The organism is Williamsia sp. z71 (assembly GCF_059553375.1).
This window is the reverse complement of sequence record NZ_JCANWX010000004.1, coordinates 171,376-185,951: the sequence shown is the minus strand read 5'-3', so window position 1 is coordinate 185,951 and position 14,576 is coordinate 171,376. Positions and strand designations below refer to the sequence as shown.

The window sequence follows — 14,576 nt, the reverse complement described above, 5'->3', positions numbered from 1 at the left end:
GGCGGTTGGATGGGCACTCAGTCGGTGAAGATCTCTCGATTCACCGTGTGCAGGTAGGGGATCGCCAAAAACGGGGTGATGTAGAAGATGTCGTACAGCCACCAGCCGATCACCGGGAGCACCACCCCCGAGTAACGCACATCGGCGTACATCGTCATGTTGAACGTGTAGCCGATCCAGATGACCACCCCGAACCAGCAGGTGACGATCATCCATTGGTGGCCCCAGCGCTTCATCTGTAGGAAGGCGATGCCGGCCGCTATACGCATCGGGAAGACGGTGAGCATCAGGGCCACCTCCCAACCCTTTTCGCCCGGGCCGCCCGCGCCGCCGATCCACAGCTCGTTGTAATGCCAGAAGTAACCCGCGTCGAACATGTTTCCCCAGGCGGTGAGGATCACGCGGTTGATCAGGGTGTGGTTTGCGATCAGGTCCAGTGCCCAACCGAGGCTGTTGAGCGCGGCGTCGAGGATCACCAGGTAACCGATCAGTGTGACGAGGATCGGCCGGACCGACAGGCCTTCTAGTTGTGCGCGGCGCTGGAGCCACACGCCGCGCAGGAAGACGGGCAGACCGAAGATTCCGAGGACCAGCGTTCCCATCAGCAGCGTCCCGATGGTGAGCCACCAATCGGTTTCGCGTTGTGCACGCCGCGAGTCGTCCTGATGTTCGTCGTAGGAGGTGGAGGTGGAGGTATTGCCTGTGCTCTTTTCGCGCCGCAGGTTGATCGAAGGGAGATTCATTGCCGGCCTACCAATCCCGAACGGTGTACATATAGAGCTGGATCAAGAACTGTGACAGCAGGAAGCCGTATACGAAGATCTGGAAGACGATCAGCGCCCGTTTGCGCCGCCTGTCCTGTTCGTTCATGAACCGCTCCCTCGATCAATATGATTGTGATTCTTGGTATTCGGTGGCCTTCAGACTTGCCGCGGCGACTTCTTTGAGGCCGCTGCTGATGGCGCCGTCGGTGCTCAGCGGTGCCAGGATCGATGCCTCGGCGGCCTGCATCTCGGACGCTCCCGCGGCGATGAGCCTTGCAGCGGTAACCAGCACACGCGTCGACGGTGGTTCAAAGTGGTATACCTCGTCCGCCTCGCGGATGCTGTTGGCGCAGCGGACAAGTCGGTTGGCCGTGGCGATATCAATGCCGGCTTCGGTCACCAGGACGGCGGCTTCGCGGTCGGGTGGGAGGTAGTGCATCGGCAGGGTCACAAACCGTTGCCGGAAAGAAGGTTTGAGATCCTTGAGTGAGCTGCGGTACGCCGGGTTGTAGGAGCAGACGACCATGAACGACTGCGGTGCCTGGACGACTTCGTTGGCGCGGTCGAGATACAGGGCCCGGCGGTGGTCGGTCAGCGAATGCAGGATCGCGAGCGAATCGTGACGGGCTTCAACCACTTCGTCGAGGTAGCAGATCGCACCCTCCTTCACCGCACGGGTCAGTGGGCCATCAGTCCACAGCACGTCACCACCGGTGACCATGAATCGCCCGACGAGGTCCGAACTGGTGAGATCATCGTGGCAGCTGATGGTGACGACGGCAGTGCCCAGCAGTTCGCCCATGTGCTCGACGAACCGGGTCTTACCGCAACCGGTGGGGCCGGTCAGCATCACCGGAAGCTGTTGGCCGAAGGCGCGCTCGAACATCTCGATTTCGTTGCCGGTGGGGAGATAGAGGTCGGTGGTCAAGGTCTTTGTGCTCCAATCGGTCAGGTGCTGACGAGTTCTCGGTGAACATGGGCCAGCACGCGGGGGAGTTGTTCGACCTGTCGGATTCGCTGGGAACGTCGGGGGCCAAAGACTTCGGGCAGTGGATCGACTCGGGCCGGACCGACACCGATGTAGTAGACCGATATCCCGGCCTCGTCGGCCTCTTCGAGGGCGTGTGCGACGTCGGCCCAGGCATAACGCCCCTCGTAGCCCTCGTCGGAGATCAGTCCGTCGCCGATGACGATGAGTAGTCGCCGCTCGCAGGGCTGGGCCAGCAGGCGGCTCGTGAGGTGTCGGATAGGGGCGCCGAGCCGGGTATAGCCACCGGTTGCCAGGCCTGAACCACTCGGAACGACCACGTGTTTGTCGTCGAAGTCCTTGAGGCAGTTCACCTCCACGCGGTGGCGGGTGTTACCGCTGAAGACGAACACTCCGTGGCGTTCTCGGGCAAGCATCATCGCGCGCGAAAGTGCGTCTGCACAGGCCAGTTCCAACTCGAAGACCTCGCCACGGCGAATTCCGAGTGAGGAGCTGCCATCGAGGAGCAGAGCGGTGGTCACGTCTCGCGACATGGGCAACAGCTCCCGGAACACTCGGGGCTCGCCGGCTTCTCCGGTGATCAGATCGATGTGGTGGCTGACGTACGAGTCGATGTCGAGGTCGGATCCGTCCTCCAGCCGACTCCTGATCGATCGGTGGGTGTGTTCGGCGAACCACCGCCGTAGATCTGTCGACACCGGTGACCCCGGCCGGCCGGTACCTCGGTGCTTTCGTTCCAGCACCGCAACATGGTCGACGAGGAAGCTCTCGCGCCATGCGTTCCACTCGGGGTATGGGATACCCACCCGTTGGTCCGGCCGGATCTCGATGTCCTCGTCCTCGGGTCGACTCGGTGGTGGAAGGTTCGAATTACGCAGTCCGCCTTCACCCCCGACCGGGATTGACAGCAGTCGCTGGGCATCGCTGCGGGGAGAAGTCCACGGCATCCGGCTGTACGCCCTCTTGACCGCGGCAGCCAGGCCGCGGCCGGCCGGAGCCCGGAGCGGTAGTTGTCCGAGAAGCGGGTGCGGGTCGATTCTCTCGCGCGATCTGGCCATCATGTCCGCACGCCGGAGCATCTCGGTGGCGTTGAAAGCGCTGTCCGCTACCGATAGTCCGGTCAGGACGCGATCTAGTTCCGCTACCAGTCCGGGCCAGTGGTCAGCGATCCAGCGCAGCGCGACCTCGGCCTCGACGATGGACAATGCCGCCAGCTCACGAGTTGAGAGTTCGTGAAGCGGATAGCGTCCGATGTCGTCTTTGGACGGCGAACACTGCAGTGCGACACCGCAGGTCAGCGTTCGTGTTGTCCAATCCGTCAAGATCGGCGGGTAGGGCACCGTGACGATGTCCTGAAGGCGGTTGAGTCCGAACGTTCGATGCTCGCCTGACATCAGTCGGGCACCGCTCCGGCGTCGCCCCGAGAAGGCAACGGCAGTCAGGCCGCAGCTGCGCTCGAGGCGCAGCGCAGCTGGGATCGGCGTCGCGTTCATCGTGAATCAGTCGCGTCGCCAGCTATTTTCGCTCCGCCGAGGATGGCCATCAGAACGTACCGATGTTCTTCATGACCCAATACCAAAACGCGATCACGGCGCCCATCGCACTCCAAGCGACCACCAGTCGCAGAATGTCCAGCCACATATCCAGGACCCCATCTCGATCTCGGCGGATATGTCAGTTCTAGACCAGTTCGCTGACTGATGTCAATGAAAAGTGTCAATGGGTGGAGTTGGCGGGTCAGACGCAGCGCACGCCTGTCGTCGCGGTGGCCGCACTTCCGACTCTGCGTTTGACCACCTTGTTGCCCGAAACGTGCTTCCAGTGACGGTTATTCGACGCAACCGGGATCTGGTGGGATGTCAGATTCGTCGTCGGTCAGTTCCGCCAGCTTTTCGGCCAACACCGCCCGGCGATCGGCCAGTACCTTCTCCCAGGCTGCTGCGAGGGTTTCGTTGACGTGTTGGGCCCGGTTGACCCGCGGTTTTCTTTCCGGATCCACCGACGCCGGGGGTATCCACCCGACCCGACCCGCGTCGGGGCCTTCGGTGATCATGATCGTCTGCCACTGATGCGGTCCGTCACCGATGAGTTTGTGGTGCGGTGGGCACGCCGATCCCATCATGTCGATGTCGGTCAGGCCACCGTTGATCCAGGCAAGCAGATGATGGGCCTCGACCCAGGTCGCCGGATTGGTACAACCAGGATGCGAACACCCCCGATCCCGGACGAACAACGCCAACCGTTGCCCCTTCTGCGCGGTCCGTTTGGTCCGGCCGAGATACAACACCTCAGCGGAGTGGTCAGCGAACACGGCCAGATATTTGTCCGACCGGGCTGCCAGATTCAGGGCCTCTTTGACCGGAATATCGACTCCCGACGCCGTTCGGGCGATCCCCGCGCACTCGTCAAGCTGCTGCTTGGTCATCGTGACGATCAACTGGGCCGGCAAACCCCGATGCGACTTCCCCAGCAGATTGCACTCCAAAATCGTCTTGAGGATCGCCTTGAGCGCGTCGTGGAATTGTTGGCCTTTCGAGCGGGTATCGCGTTCGGCCGCAGCTCTGACCAGCTCGTTGTCCTGTTTCGGATCATCACTGGCTCCGGTCGGCGAGTTGGGGTCGGCTGGATTGTTCATCCCCGGTGCCGCCCACACGTCCATCACCGTCCTCAACAGGGCGAGGGTTTCGGGGTCGAGGGTGCCGGTGATCTTGGCCATCAGATCCACACCCTGATCCCCGATACCCATCGACCGTTTACGGGCCCGATCCGAATCGTCGGTCAACCGGCCATCAGGGTCGACCCGGGCCAACACCGCGCGGCCGGCCGCGGTCAACTGGGTGGGATCTTGGCCGACGGCCTCTTCGGTCATCCAGTGATCGACCACGTCATAGACTGCCGGATCCGAGGCCGACGGGATCTGTTTGCGCACATCGAGCATGACATCCATGTGCGCCGCCCCGATCAAGCCTTTCGACCATGCCTGCTCGGCGGCAGGGCATTTCGGCGCCAACTCTTCACCCTGCATCGTATGGAATCGGCCGACCGCCTCCAGGGCCCGGATCCGGGACATGGTTTGCCCTTTGGTCAGCCGCAACTCGCTACGGGTGAAACCGAACAGTGACGAATATCCGGCTTCGGTAAACGATGACCGATCCGAGACCCGCAACAGGTGACGCAACCCGGTGAACTCGACCTTACGGGCGATCCGTTCATGCACCCGCACAAGCTCATTGACTTCCGCGCCAGACATATCGGAATCAGCGCAGTCCGCGATATCGGCAACGAGCAACTCCAACTCGAGGTACTTGCGCACCAGTACCGGAACCGGCGAGGAATCAACCGCAGAGTCAACAGGTGGATCGTCAGTCATCATGCCCCCCAGCACATCTGATCAAAACGCTTACGATCAGGATACACCGGAAATCCCAATGTGTCGAATGTTTGTTCGAGTAACAGGCTCTGTGCTTGAGCACCCCTGCGCGGCAACGTGTTGCGCACGGGGCTGGGCAATCGCGCAGTCGGTCAGCGGGGTTCGAGGCCTCTCATCACGCCGGCCACGTACTGGTCGAGTGCGTGGGGATCCTGTGGTCCTTCGTGACTCACGGTCAGGTAGGCGTAGAGGCCGAGGAAGAAAAAGAGTGCGCTGTGTGCGGGGTCGACGTCGGCATGGATCTCACCACGATCGCGGGCCTGTTCGATCTGCGTGATGACCAGTTCGATGACGGACAGTCCCTTGGCGGGGGCGGGATCGAGCTGTGGTCGGGTGGGGGAGAAGTAGAGGGCCAGGACGTCCCGGAACAGCTTCTTTCCCAGCCTGCGCTTCGCTGATTTCGTCAGGCGGACGGTCTCATAGAACACTGCGGACAAATCGGTCGACTTGGCGATGAATCGCTCGAGATCTCGTGCTGCCCTGGCAACCTCGGCGTTCTCGATCTCGATGAGTACGTGCTCTTTGCTGGGGAAATGGAAGTAGAACGTGCCGCGTGCGACGCCTGCTGCAGCCACGATGGCACCGACATCCGCGTCGGCCACGCCGGTTCGTTTGAACTCGGCCACCGCTGCATCGAAGATCCGTCGACGTGTCTCGAGGCGCTGTGCCGCACGCCCATTCGGCTTGTCCGGGGTCGGTGGTTCTGGTTTCTTCTCCGCAGCGTTGCCTTGACCCGTCATCTGTCCGAGTCTAGGTTGCGATCACGCGTGTGCGGTTGTTCTCCACCGCGAACCCGATCGCGGTGGTGGTCTGATCTGGGCGGGCGCTTGACCGCTCGGTATCAGATCAGCGTCGACCAGTACCACCAGAAATGCTGTCCGATCAGGCCGGCGATCACGAGAATCCACACGACCGGGATCAATGAATGGATGCTCAGGGCCGCGTTCACCATCGTCCGCCCGAAACCGTCGGGGATGTGGTCGTCGGCATTGCGCAGGCTCACGTAGCAGAAGGCAACGATGGTCACGACCCAGACGACCATGCAATACGGGCACAACGCGTCGATGCGGTAAAGGCTCTGGAAGATAAGCCAGTGCACGAAGACGACGCCGGCGGTCAGTCCGACCTGCATGCCGAGCATCACCAGGGCAGATGGTTTACGTCCCATCATGACGGCGATCGCCAGCAGGGCCGAGAATCCGATGAGTCCGATCAGCGAGTTCGGAAAGCCGAAGAGCGCCGCCTGGGACGTGTCCATGATCGAGCCGCAATTCAATACCGGGCTGATATCGCAACTGGTCACGTAGTCCGGGTTCGCCGTCAGCTCGAACTTCTCGACGGTCAAGGTGAACGACGCCGCCAGCCCGAGGACCGCGCAGATGCCGAGGATCCAGGGGAGTAGTCGAGGGAACAGGACCGGTGGTGCGTCGTCGGTGCTGTCCGAAGTGGACACGTCTGTCGCTGTCATCGCCACATCGCCTCGCCGTTCATGCCACGAATCTACGCTGACCTGCAGGCGAGCCGGTCGGGGTGCGGGGGGATGCCATACAGTCGTATAGGCTGGCGGGATCACCTTCAACAGGCAGGTTGGCAGAGTTATGCGAATTGGATTGACCGGCGGGGCTTCGTCGACAGACAAGATTGTCCAGCAGGCCGAGCGGGCCGAGGCGGACGGTTTCACCTCCCTCTGGTACGCCAGCACCGTCGCGGGTGATCCCCTTGCCGCACTGGCGGTGGCGGGCCGGTCCACCTCCTCGATCGAGCTGGGAACCGCTGTCCTCCAGACCTATCCGATCCATCCACTGCTGCAGGCCAACCGTGTTGCCGCGGTCGCCGAGGCGATGGGACGACCCGGTTTCACCCTGGGGTTGGGGCCGTCCCACGGACCTCTCATCGAGGACGTCTACGGGCTGTCGTACGAGCGACCCGGGCGCAATACCGAGGAGTACATCCAGATCATCGCCGCGCTGCTGCACGGCGAGGACGTCGATTTCCGTGGAGACGACTGGACCGCCAAGAGTGCAGGCCGGATGACAGCGGTCAAACATCAGGTACCGGTGCTGCTTTCCGCCATGTCACCCCGGTTGCTGCGGGTGGCAGGGCAGTACGCCGATGGGACCGTGCTGTGGATGGCCTCGGCGAAGGTCATCGAATCGCAGATCGCCCCGGCCATCAGTGCTGCGGCTGCGCAGGCGGGCCGGCCGACTCCCCGGATCGTGGCGGGATTGCCGGTGGCGGTTCACGACGATGTCGACGAAGCTCGCGCCGCCGTAGCCGCGACGTCGGGCATGTATGCCGGAATGCCCAACTACCAGCGCGTCATCAGTGCCGGGGGTGCCACCGATGCGGCCGAGGTCGCCATCGTCGGCAACGAAGAATCGGTGCGCCTGCAACTGCAGAATCTCATCGATTCGGGTGCCACCGATGTCTGGGCGGCGATCACCCCGGTGGGTCCAGACCCTCGTGGATCGATGCGGCGCACCCGTGACCTGCTCCGCGAGCTGGCGTCAGCCGGGTAGCGTTTGCACTCAACGACCGCCAGTTCGTGTCGACAGGAGATGAAACGTGACCTCCACCGCTGATGCGGAATGCCATCTCGATGACGGTGGTGACGGCGGCCTGACCGCTCGGGCGGTGGCGGCCGTGCGACGGACGGCAGTGGCGCTGATCGGCGCGGATCCCGGTGCAGATCTCTCGGAGGTAGCCCGACGGATCCATGCCCTCGCCGACGACCTCGAGGCCCGCGCTCCCTCGGCCCGTGATCGGATCGAATCAATGGATCGCGAGGGCAGAGGTTCGCTGTACAGCCCGGTGGTCGGTGTGCACAATGCGATCGCTCCGCCCGTCGACCTGGGAGTGAGCGCCGATGGGGCCGACGGAACGGTGTCCTTTTCGACCGCCTATGAACGTGCGCCGGGTGTCGTCCACGAGGGTGCCGTCGCCTTGGTTCTCGACGTCGCGCTGGCCAACGCCAACGCCTTGGCCGGCGTCGCAGGGATGACGGCGCAGCTCAACATCCGATTCCATCATCCGGTGCCACCCGATCGGGAGCTGACGATCCGGTCGCGCCACGAACGAGTCGACGGCAGAAAAGCGTATTCGAGCGCGGAGGTCTGGCTCGACGACGAACTGTGTGTGAGTGCCGACGGGTTGTTCATCGCCTCGAGAAAGCGAGTGCCCCATGCCGGGTGACGGTGCGCAACAGTCCGATGGCATCGCGTCGGCGGCGGCCGGGTTGCGACGACTCACCGAACTACTCCTCCGGGTCGACGCCGCCGACCCCGGGCTCGGCGCAGTGGCCGACGAGCTCGACCTGATCACCGAGCAACTCGACGCGCACCGCGGCTCGTCGAGCGAGCGTGACCCGGTGTCGGGTCGGGGGAATCCGATTGCGCCGCCACTTGACCTCGCCGTCGACGGCGACGGGAATGTTGCGGCGACAGGTCGTCTCGGACTGCAATATCAGGGGCCGAAAACGTTGGTGCACGGCGGCATGTCAGCGATGATGCTCAGCCATGTCGTCGCGGCGGCCGGTGGGGCCGGGACAGAGCAGGCGGTGGTGCAGGAGCTGTCGGTGCGGTATCACCGGCCGACGCCGTTGCTGACGGAGCTGCACCTCTCGGCGGAGCGCACTGATCCGTCCGGCCGGCACGTGCACGGGGCGATCGTCGTCGATGGGACGACCACCGTGTCGGCGGAGGCGCGGCTCGCGCCTTCCGCCGCCCCGGTGGACGTCGATCAATCCTGAACGCCCGCGATCTCTTTGGCCTTCACGGCGAAGTCGGCGAAGCTGGCGCCGGACTTCTCGCGGGTGCTCCACGCGCGGGTCTGCACGTCGTGTCCTTCGGCGGCCTTGCGTAGCGCGCCGACCGTGGCCTGCTCCTTCGGGACGTCCTTGAAGGGATCGAACGAGTACCACTTCATCGCGTTCTGGTAGGTCATCTTGTTGATCTCATCGTCGGTGACGTCGTATTTGGCGAAGACCCCCTCGAGTTCTTCCGGCGCGTTCGGCCACATCGAATCGCTGTGCGGGTAGTCCATCTCCCAGCAGATGTTGTCGATACCGATTTCGTTGCGCAGTTGCACGCCGACGGGGTCGGAGATGAAACAGGTCAGGAAGTGGTCGCGGAAGACCTCGGAGGGAAGCTTGCCCTTGAAATCCTGGTTCGTCCACGTCGAGTGCATGTCGTAGGTGCGGTCGATCCGTTCGAGGAAGTACGGAATCCAACCGGTGCCGCCCTCGGACAGGGCGATCTTGAGGTCGGGGAACTCTTTGATGGGCGCGGACCACAGGAGGTCGGCCGCGGCCTGCACGATGTTCATCGGTTGCAGGGTGATCAGTACGTCCATCGGGCTGTCGGGCGAGGGGATCGACAGGCGTCCGGACGAGCCGATGTGGACGTTCATCACGGTGTTGGTGTCGACCAGCGCCTTCCACAGCGGATTCCAGTAGTCACTGTGGAAGCTGGGATAGCCCAGCGCCGAAGGGTTTTCGGTGAAGGTCAGTGAGTGCACGCCCTTCTCGGCGACCCGACGCACCTCCTGGGCGCAGAGCTCGGCATCCCAGATCGGTGGCAAGGCCATCGGGATGAACCGTCCCGGATGGGCGCCACACCATTCGTCGATGTGCCAATCGTTGTAGGCCTGCACCAGGGCCAGGGAGAAGTCGGCGTCATCGGTGGCGAACAGTCGGGCGGCGAAACCGGGGAAGGACGGGAAGTTCATGGTGGCCAGCACACCGCCGGCGTTCATGTCCTTCACCCGCTCGGCTGCGTTGTAGCAACCGGGCCGGATCTCGTCGAGACCCTGCGGTTCCAATCCGTACTCTTCCTTCGGTCGCCCGGCCACCGCATTGAGCGCGACGTTGGGGATGACCGTGTCGCGGAACTGCCAGGTGTCGCTGCCGTCGGGATTGTGCACGAGTCGCGGCGCCTCTGCCTTGTATTTGGCCGGCAGATGGTTCTCGAACATGTCGGGGGGTTCGATGATGTGGTCGTCGATACTGATCAGGATCATGTCGTCTTTGTTCACAGCCACGCCTTCCGCTGGGGGGCCGGCCGTCGACAGCCGGCGCATACTGTACGAGTGTATTGGGATGGGTGACCCGTGTGGTCGGATTCTTCGAATTGGCCGACGGGAGTGGATGCGTGGGTATTCTTTGGAGGCGAACCCCGAAAAGTGCTCTGCGCCAATGCGCGGAGCAGTGGGAGCCGGTCGGTCGACAATGTATCGAACCGCGCTGGAATTTCGAAAATCGTTACACACGAGAGCATTTCGCGAATGTGGAGGACACGATGCGCATTGGGTTCATAGGTCTGGGAAGTCAGGGCGCGCCGATGGCCCGACGGATCGTGGAAGCGGGCTATGACACCACGCTGTGGGCCCGCCGATCGGCGTCGCTGGAATCCTTTGTCGACACCGAGGCGAGAGTGGCGGACTCACCTGCCGAACTGGCGGCAGCCAGTGATCTGGTCTGCCTCTGTGTGGTCGATGACGCCGATGTGCGGCAGATCGTGACCGGTGAACTCGGAGTACTCGCCGGCCTGGCGCCGGGCGGGGTGATCGCAATCCACAGCACCATCGCGCCCGACACCTGTCGCGAACTGGCCGGAAAGGCGGCGGCGCAGGGGGTCACGGTGATCGATGCGCCGGTCAGTGGTGGTGGCCACGCTGCCGCGGCGGGCAATCTCCTGGTCATGGTCGGTGGCGAAGCGGGGACGGTCGAACGGTGCCGTCCGGTCTTCTCCACGTACGGAGAACCGGTGGTCCACCTCGGGCCACTGGGTTCTGGCCAGGTGACCAAACTTCTCAACAACGTCGTCTTCGCCGCCAACCTCGGCATCGTCGTCGATGCGTTGGCCCTGGGCGGGTCATTGGGGTTGGATCCGGAGCGTCTCGGCGAGGTGATCGCCAAGGGATCGGCGAACAGCTACGCCCTCGGCGCCATCGCGGCCTCCGGCGGAACGATCGATGCGATCGCCTCCCTCGCGGGGACACTTCTGCAGAAGGATGCCCGATTGTTCGCCGGTCTGGCCGGCGACGCCGGGGCCGAGTCGACGGCGGTGCTGGCCGCCGCCGACTCGACACTCGAAGCCATGGGCCACCCGCGCTGATCGCGCGTCGACCGCACGTCAGTCGTGGATGCGCGCGGGTTCTTTGCGCTCGGTCACCGGCCGGGCCAGCTCTTGTTCGACGCAGATGCGCTGCAGTTTTTCCAGTGTTTCGTCCAGGCCTGCGCCGACTCGTGGGGCCGGAGTGAATGTTGCCGGCAGGTACCGCATGCCCTGGATGACCCCGATGGTCTCGTAGTGGACGGTCCCTTCGGGGACGCAGCGATAGTCCGGCATCCGATCGAGCACCGCGGTCACCATCGACTTGAACACGGTGCGGGCAAGGTTGGAGCCGATGCACCGGTGCATACCCACACCGAAGCTGAAGTGTCGGTTGCCGCCGCGGTCCAGGACGATGTCGTTCGGGTCATGGAAGATGTCAGGATCGCGGTTGGCCATGGCCCACGACAACCAGAGGCGATCCCCTTCCTTGAGCTGCCTGCCGTCGAGTTCGATGTCGGCAGCGATGGTCCGGCCATCCCCGGGCGCAGGTGTGTAGAAGCGCAGGAACTCTTCGGTGGCCGGATCGAGCAGCTCGTCTCGCTCCCGACTGAGCACCTCGCGCTGATCGGGATTCTCCGACAACCACTCCAGTGCGTGGGCCGTCAACGCGGTGGTGGTGTCGAACCCGCCGCCGATGAGAAGGTTCAACATCCCGAGCAGCTCCATGTCGGGGGCGGGCTCACCATCGACCCGGAGCCCGGCCAACGCGTTGATGATCCCCGGGCGCGGACTCTCGCGGATCTCGGCCAGGTTCGTGAACAGATCCATCCCCATCGCCAGGTACAGATCCAGCACGCGTGGTGCATCCGGCGAATCGGGTGCGGTGTAGACCGACGCGTGGGCCGGTTCGTTGTAGATCTCCCACTTCTGCAACGGAATTCCCAGCATAGCCAGGGTTACCACGGCCGGGACGATATTGGCCAGGTCCTCGACGAAGTCGATGTGGCCGGTTTCTGTCTTCTCGTCCAGGCAGGCGCGCACCACATCGTCGATGAACGGTTCCCACCGCTTGATCGCGGCAGGTGACAGATACGGATTGAGTGCGCCGCGATAGATCTTGTGCTCGGGATCGTCCATCTCCAGCAGGCCGCCCCGGATGCTGACCTCCATCATCTTGGGTATCGAAATGCCCTGGTAGCCACGACGTTCACCGTTCACATCGTGATCGGCGGAGACATCCGCACTGCGGGCGAGCTCGAAGACCGACCGGTTGTCGGCGGCAACCCAGTGCCCGTTGTAGGTATCGGTCCACGCGAGGGGGCATTTGCTCTGCATCTCCTCGGTGATATCGGTGAAACGTTCCCGGTATTCCGCGGTGTGCCGGTCGAAATGGAACCGGGGCGATTTCCGGTCGCTGTCGCTGCCGTGGTCAACGCTCATGACTCATCTCCCTGTCTCCGTTCTGTTGTGGACGGTCCGCCTCAGAGTTTGAAGTCGTACCACTTGAGGTATCCGCCGCCGTCGATCCGCAACTGCATGCCGGTCATGTACCTCGACTCGTCCGAGGCCAGGAACAACACGGCGTTGGTGATGTCCTCTGGTTCGACGTAGGGAATCGGCATTGCCTGCATCACAGCGAATCCGGGTTCGGCGTCGGCACGCGTGGGGTGTTCGAGGTCGGGACGGAACGCCTTGTACATCGGTTCACTCTGGAGCATGTCGGTGTTGCAGTTGGTCGGATGGACCACGTTGGCGCGAATGTGCCTCGGTGCCATGTGCAGGGCGACCATGTGCATGAACTGCGTCAGTTGCCGCTTGGCCAATACGTATGCGGCGCCGCCGAGTTCGGTCCCGGGGGCTTCGGTTTTGCTCACGTCTATCAGGGCAGCGGTGGAACCGGTGGCGATCAGGGACGCACCGGCTTGCAGGTGCGGCAACGCCGCCTGCACCGCATTGATCACACCGAGCAGGTTGGTGTCGATGGTGTCGATCCAGGCGTTGACGCCGGGTTCACCGGTCATCGCGGCGATCCCGGCGTTGGCGACAACCACGTCGACCTTGCCGAACTCGGCCAGTCCCTGGTCCAGTGCCGCCACCATCTGGGCACGTTCTCGAACGTCGGCCTGAACCGTGACGATGCGACGGTCATGCTTTTCGACGAGCCGGGCGGTCTCGGCGAGATCATCGGGGGTGGCAAGGGGATAGTTGACGGTGCTGAGGTTTTCGCACAGGTCGACGGCGATGATGTCGGCACCCTCTTCGGCCAGCCGCACCGCGTGACTGCGACCCTGGCCGCGGGCGGCTCCGGTGATGAATGCGACCTTGCCTTGAACACGTCCCATGCTTTGTTCCTTCCAGGGGTTTCTGAGTACTGATGTGGTGAAGAGCCGAAAATTGTTCTGCCGCAACGTTGCGTCGGGTGCTATCCCGACATCACGGCCCCTCCGTTGACGGCAATGACCTGGCCGGTGATGTAGCCGGCGGCGTCAGAGCACAGGAATGCACACGTCGCGCCGATGTCGTCGCCGCTCCCGACCCGGCCGGACGGGATGACCCGCGAGATGTATTTGGCATCGGGGAGATGCTTGGCGTCCTGCGCGGCACGCAACATCGGGGTGTCGATGGTGAAAGGGGGAACGGTGTTGACGGTGATCCCTTTGGCGGCGTATTCCAGGGCCAATGTCTTGGTGAATGCGATGACGCCACCCTTGGTGGCCGAATAGTGTCCCTGGCGAAGGGCGCCGGTTTGCCCGGCCGCCGAGGAGATCGTCACGATCCGGCCCCAGCCGGCGTCCACCATGTCGCGGATCGCGGCCTGGGCGCAGAGGAAGGTGCCGGTCAGATTCACCGCGATGTACCGGTTCCATTCATCGAGGGTGATGTCTTCGAACGGTGTGAATCCGGAGACGCCGGCGCTGGTCACCAGGATCTCGATCGGTCCGAATTCGCTCCTGGCCGTGTCGAATGCGGTGTTGACCGATGCTTGGTCCGCGACATCCACGGACACCGTCAGAGCCTTTGCGCCCTGCGCCCGCACGTCGGCCGCGACCCTCTCGGCGGCCGCGGTGTCGCGATCGAGGATGGCCACGTGGTGACCCTGCCGGCCCAGATGGTGACAGATCGATTCGCCCAGACCCGATCCGCCGCCGGTCACCACGGCGACGCGTCCGGTCGGATCGCTTTGTGCAGCATCTGGATTCATGGGACCTCCTGTCGCTGCTGTACGTATGTACAGCAATCGGTATGTGTATAGCACAGCAACGATGCGGCGCAGGCGGAAATGGAGACTCTCTTTCGGGACCGTCCATCCTGAAGTGGCCGGTGCCGGACTACCGTGAAAG

General features: G+C 63.4%; 14 protein-coding genes. 4 read left to right on the top strand and 10 right to left on the bottom strand.

Annotated features, from left to right (window positions below; all coding sequences use genetic code 11):
* Positions 1 to 17: 17 nt before the first annotated feature.
* From AC51GR_RS11560 to AC51GR_RS11535, 6 genes are all read right to left on the bottom strand, one after another.
* A complete protein-coding gene (locus AC51GR_RS11560) occupies positions 18 to 743 on the bottom strand; it encodes a hypothetical protein (protein WP_496324790.1) in 726 nt (241 codons plus the stop codon).
* A 142-nt stretch (positions 744 to 885) separates the two neighbouring features.
* Entirely contained in the window at positions 886 to 1,692 is an 807-nt protein-coding gene (locus AC51GR_RS11555) for a CbbQ/NirQ/NorQ/GpvN family protein (protein ID WP_496324789.1), read from the bottom strand.
* Positions 1,693 to 1,712: 20 nt separating this feature from the next.
* Positions 1,713 to 3,245 carry a nitric oxide reductase activation protein NorD gene (locus AC51GR_RS11550; RefSeq protein ID WP_496324788.1) on the bottom strand — a complete coding sequence of 511 codons (1,533 nt, stop codon included), beginning with the start codon at positions 3,243 to 3,245 and terminating at the stop codon, positions 1,713 to 1,715.
* A 335-nt stretch (positions 3,246 to 3,580) separates the two neighbouring features.
* Entirely contained in the window at positions 3,581 to 5,125 is a 1,545-nt protein-coding gene (locus AC51GR_RS11545) for an HNH endonuclease signature motif containing protein (RefSeq protein ID WP_496324787.1), read from the bottom strand.
* 149 nt (positions 5,126 to 5,274) lie between these two features.
* On the bottom strand, positions 5,275 to 5,922 hold the full coding sequence (locus AC51GR_RS11540) for a TetR family transcriptional regulator (RefSeq protein WP_496324786.1): 648 nt from the start codon (positions 5,920 to 5,922) through the stop codon (positions 5,275 to 5,277).
* Positions 5,923 to 6,023: 101 nt separating this feature from the next.
* Positions 6,024 to 6,650, bottom strand: a complete 627-nt coding sequence (locus AC51GR_RS11535) for a vitamin K epoxide reductase family protein (RefSeq protein WP_496324785.1) — start codon at positions 6,648 to 6,650, stop codon at positions 6,024 to 6,026.
* A 130-nt stretch (positions 6,651 to 6,780) separates the two neighbouring features.
* Here AC51GR_RS11535 and AC51GR_RS11530 point away from each other — a divergent pair, with 130 nt between their 5' ends.
* Genes AC51GR_RS11530 through AC51GR_RS11520 form a run of 3 tightly spaced genes read left to right on the top strand, consistent with a single transcriptional unit; the run spans position 6,781 to position 8,930 of the window.
* Positions 6,781 to 7,701 carry a TIGR03564 family F420-dependent LLM class oxidoreductase gene (locus tag AC51GR_RS11530; RefSeq protein ID WP_496324784.1) on the top strand — a complete coding sequence of 307 codons (921 nt, stop codon included), beginning with the start codon at positions 6,781 to 6,783 and terminating at the stop codon, positions 7,699 to 7,701.
* 46 nt (positions 7,702 to 7,747) lie between these two features.
* Positions 7,748 to 8,374, top strand: coding sequence for a PaaI family thioesterase (locus tag AC51GR_RS11525; protein ID WP_496324783.1), 627 nt, complete (start codon positions 7,748 to 7,750; stop codon positions 8,372 to 8,374).
* A complete protein-coding gene (locus AC51GR_RS11520) occupies positions 8,364 to 8,930 on the top strand; it encodes a PaaI family thioesterase (protein ID WP_496324782.1) in 567 nt (188 codons plus the stop codon). The genes AC51GR_RS11525 and AC51GR_RS11520 overlap by 11 nt, the downstream gene beginning before the upstream one ends.
* Here AC51GR_RS11520 and AC51GR_RS11515 read toward each other — a convergent pair.
* Positions 8,921 to 10,213 (bottom strand): amidohydrolase family protein, encoded by a 1,293-nt coding sequence (locus tag AC51GR_RS11515; protein WP_496324781.1) that lies wholly within the window; start codon positions 10,211 to 10,213, stop codon positions 8,921 to 8,923. The genes AC51GR_RS11520 and AC51GR_RS11515 overlap by 10 nt on opposite strands.
* A 263-nt stretch (positions 10,214 to 10,476) precedes the next feature.
* Between AC51GR_RS11515 and AC51GR_RS11510 the strand changes: the two genes are divergently transcribed.
* Positions 10,477 to 11,295, top strand: a complete 819-nt coding sequence (locus AC51GR_RS11510; protein ID WP_496324780.1) for an NAD(P)-dependent oxidoreductase — start codon at positions 10,477 to 10,479, stop codon at positions 11,293 to 11,295.
* 18 nt (positions 11,296 to 11,313) lie between these two features.
* On the opposite strand, the gene AC51GR_RS11505 is transcribed toward AC51GR_RS11510, so the two are convergent.
* The 3 genes from AC51GR_RS11505 to AC51GR_RS11495 form a co-directional block, all read right to left on the bottom strand.
* Positions 11,314 to 12,675: a cytochrome P450 gene (locus AC51GR_RS11505; RefSeq protein ID WP_496324779.1), complete on the bottom strand. Its 1,362-nt coding sequence runs from the start codon at positions 12,673 to 12,675 to the stop codon at positions 11,314 to 11,316.
* A gap of 41 nt (positions 12,676 to 12,716) precedes the next feature.
* On the bottom strand, positions 12,717 to 13,577 hold the full coding sequence (locus AC51GR_RS11500) for a mycofactocin-coupled SDR family oxidoreductase (protein WP_496324778.1): 861 nt from the start codon (positions 13,575 to 13,577) through the stop codon (positions 12,717 to 12,719).
* 80 nt (positions 13,578 to 13,657) lie between these two features.
* Entirely contained in the window at positions 13,658 to 14,437 is a 780-nt protein-coding gene (locus AC51GR_RS11495; RefSeq protein WP_496324777.1) for an SDR family NAD(P)-dependent oxidoreductase, read from the bottom strand.
* Positions 14,438 to 14,576: the final 139 nt, after the last annotated feature.